General features: G+C 56.9%; 17 protein-coding genes. 6 read left to right on the forward strand and 11 right to left on the reverse strand.

Features of this window, described 5'->3' with window-relative positions:
- Nucleotide 1: 1 nt before the first annotated feature.
- The 5 genes from ABNV41_RS06950 to ABNV41_RS06970 form a co-directional block, all read right to left on the reverse strand.
- The gene (locus tag ABNV41_RS06950) at nucleotides 2–898 is read right to left on the reverse strand and encodes an ABC transporter permease (protein WP_349934509.1); all 897 of its coding nucleotides are present in this window, start codon (nucleotides 896–898) and stop codon (nucleotides 2–4) included.
- On the reverse strand, nucleotides 895–3,213 hold the full coding sequence (locus ABNV41_RS06955; RefSeq protein ID WP_050819527.1) for an adenylate/guanylate cyclase domain-containing protein: 2,319 nt from the start codon (nucleotides 3,211–3,213) through the stop codon (nucleotides 895–897). The genes ABNV41_RS06950 and ABNV41_RS06955 overlap by 4 nt, the downstream gene beginning before the upstream one ends.
- A gap of 170 nt (nucleotides 3,214–3,383) precedes the next feature.
- Nucleotides 3,384–4,874: a Ppx/GppA family phosphatase gene (locus tag ABNV41_RS06960; protein ID WP_050819526.1), complete on the reverse strand. Its 1,491-nt coding sequence runs from the start codon at nucleotides 4,872–4,874 to the stop codon at nucleotides 3,384–3,386.
- Between the two features lie 97 nt (nucleotides 4,875–4,971).
- Nucleotides 4,972–7,257 carry an RNA degradosome polyphosphate kinase gene (locus ABNV41_RS06965; protein WP_003625169.1) on the reverse strand — a complete coding sequence of 762 codons (2,286 nt, stop codon included), beginning with the start codon at nucleotides 7,255–7,257 and terminating at the stop codon, nucleotides 4,972–4,974.
- Nucleotides 7,258–7,418: 161 nt separating this feature from the next.
- The gene (locus ABNV41_RS06970) at nucleotides 7,419–8,186 is read right to left on the reverse strand and encodes a chromosomal replication initiator protein DnaA (RefSeq protein ID WP_003625165.1); all 768 of its coding nucleotides are present in this window, start codon (nucleotides 8,184–8,186) and stop codon (nucleotides 7,419–7,421) included.
- 111 nt (nucleotides 8,187–8,297) lie between these two features.
- On the opposite strand from ABNV41_RS06970, the gene purM reads away from it, so the two are divergent.
- The 6 genes from purM to ABNV41_RS07000 all read left to right on the forward strand — a co-directional run bounded on the left by purM (nucleotide 8,298) and on the right by ABNV41_RS07000 (nucleotide 15,125).
- The gene (gene purM / locus ABNV41_RS06975; protein ID WP_050819525.1) at nucleotides 8,298–9,380 is read left to right on the forward strand and encodes a phosphoribosylformylglycinamidine cyclo-ligase; all 1,083 of its coding nucleotides are present in this window, start codon (nucleotides 8,298–8,300) and stop codon (nucleotides 9,378–9,380) included.
- Nucleotides 9,377–10,000 carry a phosphoribosylglycinamide formyltransferase gene (purN, locus tag ABNV41_RS06980; protein WP_003628267.1) on the forward strand — a complete coding sequence of 208 codons (624 nt, stop codon included), beginning with the start codon at nucleotides 9,377–9,379 and terminating at the stop codon, nucleotides 9,998–10,000. Before purM ends, purN begins: the two co-directional genes overlap by 4 nt.
- A 45-nt stretch (nucleotides 10,001–10,045) precedes the next feature.
- Entirely contained in the window at nucleotides 10,046–11,368 is a 1,323-nt protein-coding gene (locus tag ABNV41_RS06985; protein WP_050819524.1) for an RsmB/NOP family class I SAM-dependent RNA methyltransferase, read from the forward strand.
- 73 nt (nucleotides 11,369–11,441) lie between these two features.
- Nucleotides 11,442–12,119 carry a ribulose-phosphate 3-epimerase gene (gene rpe / locus ABNV41_RS06990; RefSeq protein WP_050819523.1) on the forward strand — a complete coding sequence of 226 codons (678 nt, stop codon included), beginning with the start codon at nucleotides 11,442–11,444 and terminating at the stop codon, nucleotides 12,117–12,119.
- A gap of 99 nt (nucleotides 12,120–12,218) precedes the next feature.
- Nucleotides 12,219–14,006 (forward strand): heparinase II/III family protein, encoded by a 1,788-nt coding sequence (locus tag ABNV41_RS06995; RefSeq protein WP_050819522.1) that lies wholly within the window; start codon nucleotides 12,219–12,221, stop codon nucleotides 14,004–14,006.
- Nucleotides 14,007–14,015: 9 nt separating this feature from the next.
- A complete protein-coding gene (locus tag ABNV41_RS07000) occupies nucleotides 14,016–15,125 on the forward strand; it encodes a glycosyltransferase family 4 protein (RefSeq protein ID WP_087651411.1) in 1,110 nt (369 codons plus the stop codon).
- 26 nt (nucleotides 15,126–15,151) lie between these two features.
- Here ABNV41_RS07000 and ABNV41_RS07005 read toward each other — a convergent pair whose 3' ends face one another.
- The 6 genes from ABNV41_RS07005 to ABNV41_RS07030 form a co-directional block, all read right to left on the reverse strand.
- Nucleotides 15,152–15,670 (reverse strand): hypothetical protein, encoded by a 519-nt coding sequence (locus tag ABNV41_RS07005; RefSeq protein ID WP_012812746.1) that lies wholly within the window; start codon nucleotides 15,668–15,670, stop codon nucleotides 15,152–15,154.
- A gap of 159 nt (nucleotides 15,671–15,829) precedes the next feature.
- Nucleotides 15,830–16,504 (reverse strand): DNA polymerase III subunit epsilon, encoded by a 675-nt coding sequence (gene dnaQ / locus ABNV41_RS07010; protein ID WP_050819520.1) that lies wholly within the window; start codon nucleotides 16,502–16,504, stop codon nucleotides 15,830–15,832.
- Entirely contained in the window at nucleotides 16,501–17,088 is a 588-nt protein-coding gene (coaE, locus tag ABNV41_RS07015) for a dephospho-CoA kinase (RefSeq protein ID WP_050819519.1), read from the reverse strand. Before coaE ends, dnaQ begins: the two co-directional genes overlap by 4 nt.
- Nucleotides 17,089–17,104: 16 nt before the next feature.
- Complete coding sequence (locus ABNV41_RS07020; RefSeq protein WP_050819518.1) at nucleotides 17,105–17,971, reverse strand: shikimate dehydrogenase; 867 nt, start codon at nucleotides 17,969–17,971, stop codon at nucleotides 17,105–17,107.
- Complete coding sequence (locus ABNV41_RS07025) at nucleotides 17,968–18,747, reverse strand: N-formylglutamate amidohydrolase (protein WP_050819517.1); 780 nt, start codon at nucleotides 18,745–18,747, stop codon at nucleotides 17,968–17,970. The genes ABNV41_RS07020 and ABNV41_RS07025 overlap by 4 nt, the downstream gene beginning before the upstream one ends.
- A gap of 102 nt (nucleotides 18,748–18,849) precedes the next feature.
- Nucleotides 18,850–19,170 (reverse strand): hypothetical protein, encoded by a 321-nt coding sequence (locus tag ABNV41_RS07030; protein ID WP_003625146.1) that lies wholly within the window; start codon nucleotides 19,168–19,170, stop codon nucleotides 18,850–18,852.
- Nucleotides 19,171–19,330: the final 160 nt, after the last annotated feature.

Below are 19,330 nucleotides of genomic sequence, written 5' to 3' on the forward strand. Positions count from 1 at the left end.
CTTACAGATCCAGACTGAACAGAACGCTCACCATCATCACAATCAGCATCCCGCGGGAAAAGCCGCGTGGCAGCAAGGTGCGCAGTGAATCTTCATTGGTGGCGGTCAGGCCCGTCAGGCAGCCACCAAGCCCCACCACAAAACCAACCATGATGAACTTAAGCGGAATAACGGCATAATCCGTAACAGACATGGCCGCAGCCACATCATCCAGAAATGTCCAGATCGGGTTGGTGATCACGCCGGAAATACGGCTCATCACATACCCGGTTATCAGCGATGATATGGAGAACAGAATACCCAGCGTAAACCCGGCCACGGTAAACGCCAGCGTGCGTGGCAGCACCAGCATCAGGAACGGGTCCATCCCCACAGACTGCATGGAGCGCACCTGCCCACCAATGGTCAGCAGCCCCAGCTCTGTGGCAGACAGCATGCCATTGCGCCCCAGCAGCAGAATACCGACCAGAATGGGCGCAATTTCACGGATAACCACATTTACCAGAATGGAGCCTGTCATTTTGGCAAGGCCCGTAAGACCCAACCAGTAAATGACCTGAGAAACAGCCGCCACACCTGTAAGCATACCGGCAAACAGTGAAGCACTGACACCACCGCCGATAATGTTGTTCATGGTGGTTACAAATTCGTACCGCACGGTGCGGCGCCATGCGTGAGAGCGGAAGCTCTCAAAAATAACGCCCCAGCCTGCCCCCAGAACAACCAGAAAAAAACGGACCTGCCTGCGCACAAGCCGGCCGATCCATGCCAGCTTCCTGCGTATCCATTCATGCAATGGAACGCGCTTGGCGGGCTTGTGCGCATCTGTTTGCAGAATCAGATCTGGTTCATCATCCGACGGCGTGTTGGGGCCGCCTGTCTGCTGGCTCCCACTCATCGCCTTGCCGCCAATGTATAGGCACGCCCCAGCCCCAGATGCGGCGCAAAGAAGGACCCACGGCTACGGAACAGGTATCTGTCACGCAGCACACCATAAACACGCTCTGTTACCTGAATGGTGCCGGGGTCTGCCGCGCCCTGTGCCATCAGCTCGGCCAGAGAGACCGTTTGCCCCCACAGGTTAAACACCTTGGGTTCGTTCCCTACCGCACCACCAAATGCCGGGCCGTAATCAATACCCATGGTAAACACCGGTTCCAGATCTGCCGCGGCCAGTGATGCCATAAAGATTTCACGCATTTTAAGTGCAGCATCTGCAACGCGCACAATGGCCGTAACATCTGGCGTGGGCAGGCAGCCTGCCATGCAGATCATACGGTGGCCGGCCACTTCCACGGCAAACAGTTTTTCTTCCTGCGCGACGGACTGCACATCTGCCGCCAACTGATTGATGAGTGCAATCAGGGCCTCTGTTTCTTTTTCCCCTTCCACCACGGGGTCAGAGAACGTGATGACCAACACAGCAACAGATGGATAAATGCTGGCAGATGTAACGGCAGCGGCTTCTGGCGCCCTCATCAGCATATTATCAGATTTGGGCGCGGGCACATCCAGCGTGGCCACCTGCTGCCCGGCATCTACAATCTTGCCAGTTTGCGTATTCAGCAACTGCGCCTGTGCCGCAAAGCGCAGGGCGGCCACGCCGGCCATAAGATCAAGGAAGTACAGCAGATGCGGCTGCAGATGCGGATCTTCCAGCATGATCGCACCTTCTACCCCATGCGGGCCATGTACAGGGCAAACGGCCAATGCCTTTGTGCCCAGCTCACGCATGGTCAAACGTTCAAACCGCGTGGTGCGCGGATCTACGGCTGCATTTTCAACCGAGAACGCATTGCCTTCTTCAATGGCGGAAAAGAATGGTCCTAATTCTGTACGGGCCATTTCAAACCCGCCAGAATGTGTGTTTTGCGTTTGGTCATACGCATCTTCACACACCATGGCTGCACCATCGTGCAAAAAGCGCCAAAGCGTGGCACGCCGAGCACCTGTTACAAGCGTTAGCTGCTCTGTCAGGCTCAGGGGTTCCACAGTGGGGTCAAACAGACGCGGGGCAACGGCCACCTGCTGCACAGCAGAACTTTCACGCTGAATCTGCTCTTTCTGCTTCACCAACAGGCGCGTGCTGGACTCTGTGCGCCGCACCTGCCGCACCAGCAACCCTGCAAGCACAAGCGAGAAAACTGTGATAATGGCCAAAAACTGCAAGCTCTGGTGGCTGCTTTGGCGTGCAAAGGACCCGAAATCACTTTCGGGAGCGGCCATCAGCAAAATCCAGCTATCAGAATAGCGCGGCAAAGCTGCGGCAATGGTGATGTAATCTGTGCCATCCCACGTAACATGCCGCGGCCCAACACCACGCACACGGTAGTGATCATACCCCAATGCAAACACCGGGTAGGCCTTGCGGTCCAGCACCATTTTATCCGGGTCCCACCCAGCGGCCTTGGCCTGCTGCGTGAGGTTTTTGCCGGCAATAAACAGGCCCCGGCTATCCACAATCATGGCGGAGCCGGTCTTACCAACCTTGATCTGATCCAGATACGAGCTGAGTTCGTTGAGCGAAATATTGGTGGCAAACACCATTGTATGGCCAGCATCTGTCTTAAACCGTAGGGAACTGGTCATGACAAACTGGCTGGTGGTGGGAAACAGATGCGGCTTGGTCCATGTTACCTTATCTGTGCCGGCTGTATTTTTGTACCAATCACGCGTGCGAGGGTCATACCCCTTGGCATCTTCTTCCGTTTCGGAAATTTTCTGCCCGCTATCATCCCAGAACGCATGATGGAAATATGTGTGGCCGTTTTTTTCAATCAGACGCACATGTTCCTGCACGCCCTTTTGCGCTGCACGGGCGATGAGCATGAAATGCCCTTCATCATCCGCCAGATAAAAGGACTGAAGCTGCGGGATCTTGCGCAGCATGGTGCTGCCGTAGGAATAGAAAACCTTGTCTTCCACCTGTGCTGGGGCATGTTCGATCATGCCAGAGGCAATCAGGTTACCGGTAGCGGCTGGCAGAATGTAATCTGTAACCTGCTGCACAATATATTGCTGCACAGCACCCATAAGCTGGTGCGTAAGGGTGGAAACACCCTCCTTGGTGGTACGGTATGAATTGACACCTACCAGCGCAATGGCCAGCACGGCCATAACCGTAACAACAAATGGTAGAACAAGATGCAGCAGAACTCTTCGGACAGAAGCATCGTGTTGGACTGTGGGATCTATGATCTCTTCAGAAGCCACGAGATAAGGTTCCGCTGCTTTACCGGTTATTCAAAACCTGATTCTGGCGCACAGTTACAGCAAACCAGCCAACCCACCGCGCCACTGCACCATATCAGGATGTATAAACCGTAATGTGCCCCGATAGGTGGGGGTTGTCCACCCCGCACCTGTATCCTGTCTAGGGCATATCAACCAAGCAGTTCAATCTCGAAACGTGTTGCAACACCCAAGGCCTGGCCCAGACGTTCCAACCCGCGGCGCACGCTTTCCCCTTTTACCGCCACGCGGGCAGATGTCAGAATAAGCACCAGCGCATCTTCCTCCCATTCAAGGGATGTGCCTTCCAGCAACCGCCCAGCACCGCCGGAGAGAGAATACGCCAGACGCAGGGCCAACCCCAGCACCACAGCACTTTTCCAGTCCTGATCACTCAACAGTGCACGAGATGTTGCCAGAAAAGGGGCCTGCTGATCTGCGGCATAACGAACAGCCAGCGCCAGCGCCAACCATGCGCGAGAAGGATGATCAAACCCGCCACTTTGCACACGCAGGATACGCCAATACGTCTGCTCGGCCCGATATTCCGGGTGATCGTGGCTGCCGATATCAGACAGATAACATGCCAGATGACGCAGATATTTTTCTTCCGCCGTTTCCTCCGGCCGCAAAAAATCTGTCCACTGCATCAAGGCATAGGGAAGCGAGTTGCTGCGCCCAAAACGGGCACACATTTCACGCGCCACCACGTCCATCGGGTTCTGGGCCAGAATATCCGGCGCAACGTTAAGCATGTACCAGCCCTCGCGCAGGCCATCCACGCAAAAGACGATCTTGTCCGGCTGCACCTTTTTCATCAGCCGCCGCAATACCATGGCGGCAAAAGGTGTATCATCCAACCGCTTGCGGGGTGCTCCGGGCAAACGTTCCAGACTGCGGCGCGAGCTGTTTTGCAGCCAGCCCGTCATTTCCCGCGCTTCCTGCACATCCATTGTATAATAGTGCACAATGTTGAGCGGATATTGCGTGCGCGCAATCTGAAGCCGCGCCAGCGCACGGAAAGCCCCACCCACCAGATAAAGCGTGCTGCCTTTTACCTTGGGCAGCCATTCTACGCCGCCAATATCCTTATCCGCCAGTGTTTTGGCTTTATCCAGATCTCGGCCAGAACGGTCTGCCAGCCGGATCATACCTAGTGGCAGGGTTGTGGCATCATGCCGCCCCTGTGGCGTAAGGTGAATAAGCTCCAAAGAGCCACCGCCCACATCGGCCACCAACCCGGATGCACCGGGAATACCGCACATAACGCCTATGGCGGAATGATCGGCTTCTTCCTTGCCGGAAAGAATGCGGATAGGCACACCGGGCATGCTTTCGCGCAGGGTTTGCACAAAAGCTGGGCCATTGCTGGCATCCCGCACAGCGGCGGTTGCCAGAATTTCAAACGGATCGGCCTTCATGGCGCGGGCAATGGCATGGAAGCGGCTGAGCACTTCCTTGGCCATTTCCACGCCTTCTTCATTCAGCTTCCCGGTTTCAGTCAGCCCGCGCCCCAAACGCAGCACGGCTTTTTCATTGAAAATGGGAAGTGGATTGCGCGAACGCCCTTCAAAAACCACAAGCCTTACGGAATTGGAGCCAAGATCCACCACTGCGGAACGGCACGGTTGATCAGCCTCCATCAGAAGCCCCTCCCCGTTTGCAAAAACTGACTGCGCAGCTTGGAACAACGGGGATGAGATAATCCCGACGCAAGAAAAAAGCTCATGATTTCAGACATCAATCTATCAGCAAGTCCTGTGAAGAGGTCAAAGATGCCGGGGCCCGGATGGGGGTGTCATGCGCGGCGGAGCCGCGTCCGGAAAGTGAAGGATGTGTCATAAACCATTCATGCGCGGAAAAAGGCCGGTTTCCGGGGTTTACGCGCCGCCATTCTCCATTCTGTTCCAGCATCCATGATTGTAGGGTATCGCGAATGTTGGACACCATGATCTGGCCCAAAACCTGCGCGTGCACAGTTGGGTTGGTAATGGGCACCATGCTTTCCACACGCCAGTCCATGTTCCGCGTCATCCAGTCTGCCGAGGAAATAAAGACCTTGGCATAGCGCGATGGCAGGCGATGTTCGTTCCCAAACACAAAAATGCGCGAATGTTCCAAAAAGCGCCCGACAATGGATTTAATGCGGATATTTTCTGAAAGCCCCGGCACACCGGGCCGCAGGCAGCAGATGCCGCGGATAACACCTACAATCTTCACCCCTGCGCAGGAGGCTTTGTACAGGCAATCAATCAGTTCCGGGTCCACCAGCGCATTCATCTTCAGCCAGATGCTGCCCGGTTTACCTGCCTTAACGTGATCAATTTCTTCCTGAATCAGTTCCTTCAACGTGCTGCGGATGGTGATGGGGGAAAAAGCAATTTTCTCCATCTGCGCGGGCATGGCGTAGCCGGTTACGTAATTGAACAGGCGTGCAGAATCCCGCGCCAATGCCGGATCACACGTAAAGAAGGAAAGATCTGTATAAATACGGGCGGTGATGGGGTGATAATTGCCCGTGCCAAAATGTGCGTAAGAGCGCACAAGCCCGCCTTCACGCCGCACCACAAGGCTGAGCTTGGCGTGGGTTTTCAAATCCGCAAAACCAAACACCACCTGCACGCCTGCAGCTTCCAACGCGCGGGAAAGGCGAATATTGGCTTCCTCATCAAACCGGGCACGCAATTCCACCATAGCAGTGACGGACTTGCCAGCTTCTGCCGCCTCAATCAGCGCTTTCACAATAGGTGAATCGCGCGAGGTGCGATACAGCGTCTGCTTAATGGCAATTACGTTGGGGTCCAGCGCAGCCTGCCGCAGGAACTGCACCACTACATCAAAGCTTTCAAACGGGTGATGCACCAGCAGATCTTTGGCGCGAATGGCGGCAAAGCAATCACCATTAAAATCCCGGATACGTTCAGGAAAGCGCGGGGTGTAGGGCGGGAACAACAGATCCGGCCGATCATCCACAATCATCTGCTTCAGATCCACCACCCCGATCATGCCGGAATGCACGGCAATTTCATCGGGCGGCAAATCAAGGTCCGAGGCAATGGCTTCTGCCAGTTCCGTCGGCACCCGCTTTTCCATATCCAGATGGATCACCACACCACGGCGGCGGCGCTTCAATGCTGTTTCATAGGAGCGGACAAGGTCTTCTGCCTCGTCTTCAAATTCCACGTCGGTGTCACGCACCACGCGCAGCACGCCGCTTTCACCCACTTCCAGACCATCAAACAGACGGTCAATAAACAGGGTGATCAGGTCTTCCAGACGGAAGAAGCGCACCTTTGGCGGGGTTGCGGCATCCGTTGCCGGGGTGGGAGATGGCAGGCGAATAAAACGCTCTATCTGCGCGGGCAGCAGAATAAGGGCGTTCATGGCGAACAGGCCCGTATCTGCATAAAGCAGGCGCAAACCCAGTGCCAAACCCATATTGGGGATAAACGGCAGAGGATGTGCCGGGTCCACTGCAAGGGGTGTAAGAACCGGGAACACCCTGTCCATAAAGATTTTGGCCAGATGTTCCTTATCAGCATCCGTCAGCGCATCTGGCTCACACAGCTCTACGCCAGCTTCTGCCAGCAGGCCGCGCAGTTCTGTCCAGATTCGCTGCTGTTCACGCAGCAGGCGGGCGCAGCGTTCACGCACAGCCTCAAGCTGTTGGGCTGGAGTACGGCCATCGGGTGAGAGTTTGGTCAGCCCCTCACGCACCTGCCCGACAAGCCCGGCCACACGGACGGAATAGAACTCATCCAGATTGCTGGCGCTGATAGATAAAAAGCGCAGGCGTTCCAGCAAGGGGTTGCGGGCGTTATCGGCCTCTTCCACCACACGCTGGTTGAAATCCAGCCAAGATAACTCGCGGTTGATAAACCGTTCCGGCATTTCCAGAGTGATCTTCCGCTCTGCCGTTTTTCTGCTCTGGCGCGGTTGGCGGGTAGACGGTTTTCTGGGCGCTGCTTTTCGGGCTGGTGAACGAGCTTTTACAGGGGCCTGCTCTTTTTTATCCTGCGCCGTCACGTTTCTTCCTTTCCTTGTGCTGCATCATGCGCCCCGTTTCCCGCCTTGGGGCAAGCAAAGCTTTACGCAAACACGGCTGGCGCGAAAAGTTCAGCTCATCATTCTGATGAATGATGTCATAAAACTGAAACATCACAACACGTCTGAAGCGAATATATTCATTATTCTTCCCGTGCCAGCAGACTTTCCAGCACATTCGCAGCCAAGGCGCGCGTAATGCGCCCGCCCGATTCTAATGCGGCCTGGTCCAGCATGGCCACACAATCGCGCACAGCACTTGCCCGGCGTGGCAGGCGACGCAACAGCCATTCTGTAACCTGTGCCCCCACAACAATCTGGCGTTCAGCCAACAGCCGCAGCAAAAGGCGGTGCAACAGCCCCTCTTCCGCCGGGCCTAACGGTACGGACGCGGTGGCCCGCAGGCGGCTTGCCAGATCTGGCAGCACTACTGGCCAGCGGGCTGGTGGCCTGCGCGCTGCCATTAACAAGGCCACACGCCGCTCCCGCGCCAGATTGATAAGGTGCAGCAAATCCCGCTCATTGGGCACTTTATCGGCATTATCCAATGCAGCGGCACGAAACCCGCCATCCTCAAATAGCATTGCGGCTTCATGCGTGTTCAGGCGGCTGCCCTCCATAATGGGTGCGCCATAACGGCCCGCCCAAATGGAAAGAAGATGCGTTTTGCCCGTGCCACTTTCCCCCCACAGGGCCATGCGGCCTTCTGGCCAACGCGCCGCGGCTTCTGCATCCAGCACCCATGCCCGTGCCGCCGCATTGGAGGGTGCTGCCACAAAGTCCGACCTTCCGAATCGGGGGCGATGCGCAAAGGGCAAGGCAATCTGTTCTGCCTCGTTGGCCTCATTTTGGCGCTTTTGCCCACCCGAAGGCGCGTTTAAGGGGCTTTTTGTTTCATCAATCCGTGTCATGCCGCTTTGCGCGCCGCTTCTCCTGCCGTAAAGACTGTCCTCGAGAGGGAATCCTAACCCACCCTGTCCCGCACATCGACCCTTATTCTCATTCGGACCAAGAGCACGCGCATGACGTCTTCACCTAGCACCCCTTCCTCCGGCCTCACTTACCGTGATTCCGGCGTGGACATTGAAGCAGGCGAAGCCCTTGTTGATGCCATTCGCCCGGCGGCCAAAGCCACAGACCGCCCCGGCACAATGGGGGGCCTTGGCGGATTTGGCGCGCTGTTTGATCTGAAGGCCGCCGGCTTTAAAGACCCCGTGCTTGTTTCCTGCACAGATGGCGTAGGCACCAAGCTGACACTGGCTATTGATAATGACCTGCACGAAACCGTGGGCATTGATCTGGTAGCCATGTGTGTGAACGATCTAATCGTGCAGGGGGCTGAACCCCTGTTCTTTCTGGATTACTTCGCCACAGGCCGTCTATCTGTTAACAGCGCTGCCAAGGTTGTGCGCGGCATTGCCACCGGGTGCGAACAGTCTGGCTGCGCCCTTGTAGGCGGTGAAACAGCAGAAATGCCCGGCATGTATGCCGATGGGCACTATGATCTGGCTGGTTTTTCCGTTGGTGCGGCAGAACGCGGCGCGCTTCTGCCCGCAGGCATTGCAGAAGGTGATGCCCTTATTGCGCTGCCCTCCTCTGGCGTGCATTCCAATGGCTTCTCTTTGGTGCGGCGCATTGTGGCAGACGCTCATCTGGCATGGACAGACCCCGCAGCCTTTGCGCCGGGCAAAACCCTTGGTGAAGCATTTTTAGAACCCACACGCCTGTATGTGCGCCCGGTTCTGGCTTTGCATAAAGCAGGCCTGCTGCATGGTGCAGCCCATATTACTGGCGGTGGCCTGCCCGGCAACCTGCCCCGCGTGCTGCCTGATGGTTTGGATGCCGTGATTGATCAGGAATGGCCTGTGGCACCTGTATTCAAATGGCTGGCCCGTACCGGCAATGTGGATACAGAAGAAATGCTGCGTGTGTTCAACTGCGGTATCGGCATGATCCTGATTACCCCAGAACCCGATGCCGTTCTGGCCCGCCTGCATGATATGGGTGAACCGGCCGTACGCATTGGTCATATTGCCAAAGCAGCCTCCCCCACTGCCAAGCCTGATCTGAAAATGCAGGCTACTCCGGATTTTCGCGCAGCATGAGCGTTGAAAAAACACCCATTGCCATTTTGATCAGCGGCCGGGGCAGCAATGCCACGGCCCTGATCCGCGCGTGTGAAGATCCTTCCTTTCCTGCCCGCATCTGCCTTGTTTTAAGCAACAACCCGGATGCACCGGGGCTGGAAATGGCTAAAAAAGCGGGCCTGCGCACGCTGGCCATCAACCATCGTGATTTTGGCAAAGACCGTGAAGCGCATGAACGCGCAGTGCATGCAGCCCTGACAGAAGCTGGTGCTCAGGCTATCTGCCTTGCGGGTTATATGCGCCTGCTCACCCCGTTTTTAACCGGCGCATGGGCTGGCCGGATGCTGAACATCCACCCCAGCCTGCTGCCTGTGTTCCCCGGCCTGCATACACATGAACGTGCGCTGCAAGCGGGCGTGCGCGTGCATGGATGCACTGTGCATCTGGTAACAGAAGGCATGGATGAAGGGCCAATTCTGGGCCAGGCCGCTGTGCCTGTTCTGCCGGGTGATACCGCAGATACACTTGGGGCCCGCGTTCTGCGGCAGGAACACCAACTTTACCCGCAGGTGCTCCGCCACTTTCTGCTTCAACGCCCTGTTTCTGCTCCGGCAGAGTGCGCCCTGCTTGTTGGGTAAGGCGCTTTTTCTCTTTCTGTTTTCCTGAACGGTTCTGACAGTCTTATGAACACACCAGCACGCGCCCCCCGTTCCCCAAAACGTGGAAAAGGCCGCCCTGCCCCTCCGCAGCCTGATCCTACGCGCGATATCGCCTTTGATATTCTGTGCGGCGTGGTGGAACACCGGCGCATGCTGGAAAACAGTCTGTCTCGCTCTGCTGAAGCACATAAGGCCGAACCGCGAGACAGAGCCGCAGCACACCGCTTGGCCGCAGCCACGTTGCGCCACATGGGCACGCTGCGCACTGTGCTGGAACCATTTTTACGCAAGGAACCGCCAGAACCCGTACGTGTGGCGCTGATGATTGGCTGCGCGCAGCTTCTGTTTTTAGAAACACCTCCGCATGCGGCTGTTGGCACCACTGTTTCCCTGCTGCGTCGGCGTAAGCTGGCCCCGTTTGCCGGGCTGGCCAATGCCGTGCTGCGCAAGGTAGCGGCAGAAGGGCAAAACGTACTGGAAGGGCTGGATCAGGCACGGTTGAACATTCCCGCATGGCTATGGAGTTCATGGAGCGTGCTAGGCCGTGGCGTGCCCCGCGCCATAGCTGAAGGAATCAGCCATGAAGCCCCGCTGGATATTACCCTGCGCCCCGGCGCCACAGCGCCGGAGGGGGGAAGTGTTCTACCCAACGGGTCTGTGCGTTATCCGGCAGGCACGCGCGTTGCTGATCTGGCAGGATATGAAGAAGGCGCTTTTTGGGTTCAGGATGCAGCAGCCACTCTTCCTGCGCGCCTCCTGAACGTGAAGGAAGGTGAAAAAGTCGCAGATTTGTGCGCGGCGCCAGGTGGCAAAACCGCACAGCTTGCTGTCACCGGCGCGCAGGTTGCCGCTATTGAAAACAACCCCAACCGCATGGCGCGGCTCAAGGAAAATATGGCGCGCCTGGGCCTTGGCAATGTTGCTACCCTGCAAGCAGATGCAGGCACGTGGCAACCTGATGCCCCGCTTGATGCCATTTTGCTGGATGCCCCTTGCTCCGCTACAGGCACGGCACGCCGCCACCCGGATGTTTTATGGGTAAAACGCCCGCGTGATTTAACAACACTCACCGCCGGGCAAGACCGTTTGCTGGAAGCCGCCAAAAACATGCTGCGCCCCGGTGGCCGGCTGGTTTATGCCGTGTGCTCCTTGCAGCAGGAAGAAGGGCCAGACCGTGCCCGCGCCGCAGAAGCCATGGGGCTGGTGCCAGATCCGTTTACGCCAGAAGAACTGGCCTTTCTGCCAGAAGCCAGAACCCCCGAAGGCTGGCTGCGCACCCACCCCGGAATGTGGGCAGACAAAGGCAGCATGGATGGATTTTTTGCCGCGCGCTTTATTCGTCCATAACATTTGCAAAACTGTTTGAAAAAAGACCAAACATACGGTTGCGCACAAGCGTAGGATTGCCGATAAACAGGGTATGCGCCCTGTATCTTATCCCCTTATCGCCCCAAGTGTTCTCGCTGCCGATTTTACACGGTTGGGAGAGGAAGTTTCAGCACTCAAACAGGCTGGGGCAGACTGGGTGCATCTGGATGTCATGGATGGGCATTTTGTGCCCAACATTTCGTTCGGCCCGGCTGTGGTGAAGGCGCTGCGCCCCTGCTCTGATCTGCCATTTGATGTGCACCTGATGATTGCACCGGTGGATCCGTATCTGGAAGCCTTTGCTCAAGCCGGGGCAGACCAGATTTTAATTCACATTGAGGCCGGGCCGCATACCCACCGTTCCTTACAGCGCATTCGGGATTTGGGAGCCAAGCCGGGCGTTGTGCTGTGCCCCGCCACACCGCCCGAAGCCATTAGTGAAGTGCTGGATCTGGTGGATATTATTCTGGTGATGACTGTTAACCCCGGATTTGGGGGGCAGAAGTTCCTGTCCAGCCAGCTTCCCAAAATCCGGCGCATTCGGGATATGATCACCCAAAGCGGGCGTGATATCCGGCTGGCTGTAGATGGCGGTATAGACGCCACAACCGCCCCGCTGGCCATAGATGCTGGCGCCGATGTGCTCATTGCCGGAAGCGCCGTATATGGCAAAAAAGATTATGCCGCCGCTATTGCTGCCTTGCGCGCACATGTTGCTAAGCCAAAATAAAGCCACATCCGGCAAATAAGTCATTCCTTGCATGAATATTCTGCCATAACCCGATCACAACTTTTTCTACACCTGCCTTGATGGAGTTCTGAACTTCCAATGCCCCTGCGTCGCTGGACCCGCGGAGCCCGCCTTGCCTATGCCATGCGCAACCCATTGGGAGGGTTTGCCCGCGTGCCGGCAGCCCCTGCCGTTGCATTGCGGGATCTGTGGTCAGGAAACGCTGCTGGGGGTGAACAGCTTGTTCGCAACCAGACACTTTTTGAAGGCACCCAACGCCCTCTGATTGAAGGGGAATGGGATAACCCGCAATGGCCAGAAGCCTACCGCCGTTGGTTGCAGGGTTTTACGTGGTTGCAGGATCTGCGTGAACTGGGGGCTGAATCTGCTCGCATCAAGGCCCGTACGCTGGTGGCCCAGTGGATGGAGCAAACCCCGGCAGAACGGCCTATTTCAGACCCATCCATAACGGGTGCGCGCTTGGCGGCTTGGCTGGGCTGTTACGAATTTTTTGCTGCATCGGCAGATGATTCCTTCCGCCAGCAGCTTATGGCATCGCTGATTATGGAGGCGCGTTCCATCATGGCGCTTATGCCAGAGGAAGCCAAAGGCTGGCGTGCCCTTACCGCCCTTAAGGGGCTGCTGGCTGTTGCGGTTTCCCTACCCGATTATCCAGAATTTCTAACCCGTTATCTGCGCCTGATTGATAGCACCATCAGCCAACAGATTTTGCCCGATGGCGGCCACATTACCCGCTGCCCGGAAGACCTGTTGCAGTGCGTGCGCGAGCTGGCGGAAATGCTGTATATTCTGCAGGTTGCCCGCGTACCGTTGCCCACCAGCGTATTGGATGCCGCCAACCGCAGCGCCCCGGCCCTGCGCGCCATGCGGCATGGAGATGGTGGGCTGGCCCTGTTTAATGGCAGTTGTGAACAAAACCCTCAGTTTATCGAACACGTGCTGAGCCGCGCCTCCCGCACCCGCGTTGTGGCGGCTGGCCTGCCAGAATCTGGCTTTGCACGCCTTAATAACGGCCGCGCCCTGTTGATTGCCGATGCTGCCTCTGCCGCCCCTGCGGGTTATGATGGCAGCGCGCATGCGGGCATGTTGTCCTTTGAATTTTCATCTGGCAGGCAACGACTGATTGTAAATTGTGGCAGCAGTATCCAGCGCGGTTGGGCAGAAGCCTTGCGTTACCCGGCTGCACATTCTGTTCTGGAACTGGCAGACCTTACCCCCATGCGGTTTGATGCCAATGGCGGTATTTCTCAAAAACCACAGGTTACACGCCAAACATCCGTGCAGGATGGTGTGCATTGCCTGAGCATGACGCATGATGGCTACAAGCCCCAAGGCGGTGGCCTGTATTCTCGTAAGATTTATCTGGATAAAGACGGCACGGTTCTGCAAGGTATTGAAAAGCTGGAAGATGTGAGTATTCCGGTGCCGCTTTGCATCCGCTTCCATCTGCATCCTGATGTCAGCATTGAGCAGGAAGAAGATGGCTACCTGCTGCACACGCCGGAAGAAACATGGTTCTTCTGGTCTGACGCGCATATTGAAATAGAAGAAAGCGTTTATCTGGGGCAGGGAAAATGCGAGGCCACGCGGCAATTCGTGCTTACCCCAGCACAGCCTGATCAGAACGATGAAGATGCACACTCTTCTCCCCAAAGTGAACCGGAAGAAGACGCCGAATTCGCCACGCCCCCCGATATGCCGGAAGAACAGATGCCCGTAGTGCCAGAAGTTGGTTCTGGCCTGTTGGCTGATCCTTCCACCCCTGAGGCGCACGGGTTGGAAAACACCTTGCTGCCCCCCCCACCTGTGCCACAGGCCCCAAGCAAACCGCCTATCCGCTGGTCGCTTTCCCTCAAGAACGCGTAATGGGCTGACGTGAAAATTCTGGAAATTACAAACGTCGATTTTTCACTCACCCATTTTCTACTGCCCCTCATGCGGGAGTTACGGGCAGAAGGGCACGAAGTCATAGGCGTTTGTGCAGATGGCCCTTTACTTCAACACCCCAGAAGCGAGGGGTTTCGGGTTGAAACACTGCCCTTTGCGCGTTCATTTTCCATACCCGCGCAGCTACGGGCCTTTTGGGCGCTTGTGCAGCTTATAAAAAAAGAAAAGCCGGATCTGGTGCACGCACATATGCCCATTAGCGGCATTCTGGCGCGTGCGGCGGCCAAGTTGTGCGGCGTGCCGCGCATTGCCTATACGTGCCACGGCTTTTTGTTCAACCAGCCCGGCTCCCGCCTACGGCGCGGATTGGCATTGGTGCTGGAAGTTTTGTGTGGGCGCATAACCGATGTGTACCTGACCGTCAGCCGTGAGGAAACGCAGGATGCCAAACGCCTGCATATTCACCCCCACCCGGTTGCTATTGGCAATGGGCGAGACCCGGCCCGCTTTCACCCAGATGCACAAGCCAGAACCCGTATCCGCACAGAATTGGGCACACCTGCGCAAACACCCGTAATTATCGTTGTCTCTCGTCTTGTGCGCCACAAAGGGTATCCAGAACTCCTGGCCGCCATGGAGCAGGTGCCAGATGCAGAGTTATGGATTGTGGGGGAAAGGCTGGCATCAGACCACGGTGCCAATATGGGGGAATACCTCGCCAAAGCACGTGCAACACTTGGCCCACGGCTAAAATGCCTTGGTTATCGGGCAGATATTCCGGCCTTACTGGCAGCAGCAGACATTTTTGTGCTGCCCAGCCATTTTGAGGGCCTGCCCATGTCTATTATCGAAGCCATGCTATGCGGGCTGCCTGTTGTGGCTACCAATATTCGGGGCTCGCGCGAGCAGGTTGTACCGCATGAAACAGGGCTACTTGTGCCACCCGGCACCACGGCAGAACTGGCAGAAGCCCTTACAACGCTGGTGCAGAACCCAAGTTTGCGCCAGCACATGGGCGCTGCCGGGCTGAAACGTGCCTTGCGCCTGTTTGATGAAAAAACAATTCTACAAACCACCACGCGCCTGCTGACCCACTAAAACCAGCAAGCGCGGGAGTAATGTATTTAGTGGGCTGATTTCTGATCAACCGGTGCGGTTGCAACAGGGGTGCCGACCTTATTCAGCAAATGAATTGTCAGGCGGGAAGGCGATGCCGCAATACGCCCACCTGAGCGACATTCATCCAGCCGGATGCGCACGCCATCATTATTTTCCATCAGCAGGCCGCCAACGCCACGGCCAACTGTGGCCTCACCAGAAAGTGCCCAGAAGGTACCTTCAAAATCTTCAATACGCTGAAGGTTGTACACCTTGCCCACACTGTGGCCAGAGGAATACCCAACAGCAATGGCGGAAGCCCCCTTGATTTCGAACGGATACTGGCGGCCGCCATATGTCAGCACACCCCGGCCCCATGTATATCCTACGCCCAGATCCGCCGAACGCGTATTAAATGTAACTGTTGCCGTAACCGGACCGAGCATAGTTTCTGCGCCCGCAGGCATGAACCATGCTCCGCACAGCGCCAAGGCAGCAGCAAAATGGCGGGATGCAGAACGCATCAAAGGGCTCCCCGAATTCATTGAAACAACTTACCTTTTCCGTTGCGTGAAAAGCGGTGGAAACGGCTGACAAAACATTTTTGTACATTTCGTCACGTTTTATAGAATCAAGGATGGCATACCCACCCGCCCCTGCAAAGCCCTTTTCGCAAGAATTGACGACACGGTTTGAATGTGCGGTCAGAGCTCCCAGACAGGCTCTTTCAAACCCGCAACAAATGCCGCATGCGCTGCCAGTTCTTCTGCCGTTGGCTGCACACGCACAACCTTGCGGTTCACGGGGCCTTCATACATGACAGAAGGCAGTTGCCCATCTTCCGCCATCAACCCCAACCCATGCTGGCGGCCGCCCATAAGTTCCACATACACATCGGCCAGCAATTTGCAGTCCAGCAGCGCGTTATGGGTGGTTCGGGCAGAAAGATCTACGCCAAAGCGGCGGCACAAGGCATCCAAACTGTTGGGCATGCCGGGAAAGCGCTCGCGCGCCATATCCAGCGTATCCACCATACGGTCCAGATCCAGCGTTTTTTTGCCTGCGCGTTTGAGCTCCGCATTCATAAAGCCAAAGTCAAACCGGGCATTGTGCGCAATAAGTGGGTCATCCCCCACAAAGGCCAGAAAATCATCCGCAATTTCGGCAAATTTGGGTTTGCCTTCCAGATCCGCCTGCGTGAAGCCATGCACGCGGGATGCCTCCTCCGGCACATCGCGCTCCGGGTCTATCAGCGTGTGAAAGCTGCGCCCGGTTGGCAGGTCTCCCACCAGCTCCAAAGCAGCAATTTCAATCACCCTGTCACCCGTGGCCGGGTCCAGCCCCGTGGTTTCCGTATCAAACAGAATGGATCTTTTCATGCCCTCAGGCTCCTGATGAACTGGCGCACCTGCCGCTCTGTTTCTCGCATACTGCCGCCGGTGCGGATAACCTTGCCAGCCTGGCGCACGCGTTGGGCATCTGGCATTTGCCGGGCTATCAGCTTGCGTGCCTCGGCCGGTGGCATGCCCCGCCTTTTGGCCACGCGCCGCGCCTGCACCCAATGTGGGGCGGATACCACCAGCACATTATCACATTCACGCTGGGCGCCTGTTTCATACAGCAGCGGAATATCCAGCACCACACAGCGCGCGCCCTGCAAGCGTTGCGTGCGTAAAAACCGTGTACGCGCAGCCCGCACCATGGGGTGGATAATGTGTTCCAGTTTTTTCAATAACGTCGGTTGTTTTATCACAGCTTGCCGCAATACGGCTCTATCCAAATGCCCGTTTTGCACGGCATGCGGCACCAGTTGGGCGATGGCAGGCAAAGCGGCCCCATGATCTGCCTGCAGGCGGCGCACTTCGGCATCGGCATCAAACACCGGCAAGCCTGCACGCTGCAACAATGTGGCCACGGTGCTTTTGCCCATGCCCATACCGCCGGTAAGGCCCAGAATTTTCATGCCCTTGCTGTAGCCCTTAGAAACTTTCCTGCACAAAAGCTTCCGTGGCGGCATCCACTTCCGGGTTCACGCCATACCATTTTTCAAAACCCAGCCGTGCCTGATGCAACAGCATGCCAAGCCCGCCCAAAGTGCGCAGACCAGCAGACTGCGCCTCGGCCAACAAAGGTGTTACGCGGGGCACATATACAATATCTGCCACCACCAGTTCCTTGGCTGCATGCGCCAAGGAAGGCCGAAATACAGCATCTGGGCCACCTTCCATCCCCAAAGACGTGGTGTTGACCAGCAGGCTAAACGCGCCAAGGCGTTCTTCCCACGCATTCCATGGCACCACATCCAGCCCCGGCAGGGCTTTTGCCAGCTCTTCCGCCCGCCCTTGGGTGCGGTTGGTTACGGCAACACGCAGGCCACAATCCTGCAAAGCCGCGGCAACAGACCGCGCAGCACCGCCCGCACCCAGTAGCAGAGCCTGTGCCTGTTTGGGTGGGTTTAAGCCTGCGGCTTCCATGCTGGCTACAAACCCTGCGCCATCGGTGGAGTAACCGTGAATTTTGCCGTCATCTTCAAACACAAGCGTGTTCACGGCCCCTGCGCGCTGGGCGGAATGGTCCAGCACATCGGCAATTTTAAAAGCGGCTTCCTTGTGCGGAATAGTTACATTCGCGCCCCGAAAACCCGCTGCCTGTAGGCCCAGAACGGCTGCCACAAACGCATCTGGCTCAACCGGCAGCGGCACATAAGCGCCATCCACACCGTACCGCCGCAACCAGTAATTGTGCAGCACGGGGGAGCGCGAATGCGCAACGGGCCAGCCCAGAACACCCGCCAGCTTGGCCTTGCCCGTAATAATCTGCGGCTTGGCTGTATCTGTGGCGGTCATGCGTTTTCTCCATACTGTTCACAAAACTGCTGCCATGCTTGTGGCAGCAAACGGGCCAGACGGTTTGCCCATTCGGTCTGCCCGGCATCATCGGCTATCAGATCCTGCCGGATTTCAATTTCAATATGTGGCAGTTCGCGCTGCTCACCATGCTGGGGAATAGTGTAGTCTGATGTATCTGTAAGGGCGTAGGGCTCGTTATCCCCCACCACCAAGCCATCCTTTTGCAAAAGAGCAATCATGATACGGGCCAGCCGGGAATCATGATTATGCAAAAGCCCGGCATGCCACGGGCGCTGTTTGCCGTGCATGAATGGCGTAAAACTGTGTAGCGCCACCACCACTGTCTGGCGGCCTGCGGCCACATGGGCATCCAGTTCCTGCCGAATACGGGCGTGATAGGGGTGCAGAATTGTCTGCTCCCGCCATGCCCGATCCTGCGCTGAGATATTCTGGTTGCGTGGCACTGTTGTGCCATCGCTTACCTGCACGATGGAGGTTGGGTGCCCGGGGGCACGGTTACAATCTATCACCAAGCGGGAATAGACCTGCTCAATCAACACAGCGGGCAGCAGGTCTGCCAGTTTGCGGCCCACGCCATCTATGCCGATATCCCAACCGATATGGCGCGCACGTTCGTGCGCACTTAGCCCCAGATCACCCAGTTCAGGCGGAATGGCACGGCCTGCATGGTCACTTACCAGCACAAAGGGGCCACCTTCATCCCGGCCATGCACCACAAAACTTTCTGCCATCAGCACCTGATCAACAGACATGCCTTTCCACCTCCTGCATCGCGCGGCATGGTGCGGAAAAAGCAGGGTAACGCCCCACCCTTTGCGCCATGCCGCAGAACACTCGTGTTCGGGTTTGAAAACTTATTTGGCGGAAGATACCACAACAGCAGCCAGATCTGCCTGTGCACGCACCTGTCCTGCGTCTTCCCCCGTCAGGCCTTCTGCATCCAGCCCGCTATCATCCAGTTCGTACACCAGATAGGCCGGATCTGCGCCATCAAGCGATTCTTCGCCACCAACATCGTAGCTGCGGGCTGCCACATATTCCGGCCCACGCATTTTACCTTCCAGGCGCTCAACAGCCACAACAGGGCTTTCTGCGCGAATAACTTCCAAAAGCACATTCGGGCCGGGATCAATCACGGCAAAGGTTGTAAGCTTATGTGGTGTTGTCATGTTCATGAACTCCCTGAATTTCACTTGCTTTTAAGCAGAGAAATGCCGCCGGGCACAGCCCTTTCCCGCACAGCAGCGCACAGAACAGCCCCGCCGCAGGATCGGCCCTGCCACACCCTTTGCCAAAACCGGCATTTGCGCCCTAGGGCGCGCAACATTACTGTGG

The organism is Acetobacter sp. A11-2 (assembly GCF_040208445.1).
GTDB lineage: Bacteria > Pseudomonadota > Alphaproteobacteria > Acetobacterales > Acetobacteraceae > Acetobacter > Acetobacter oryzoeni.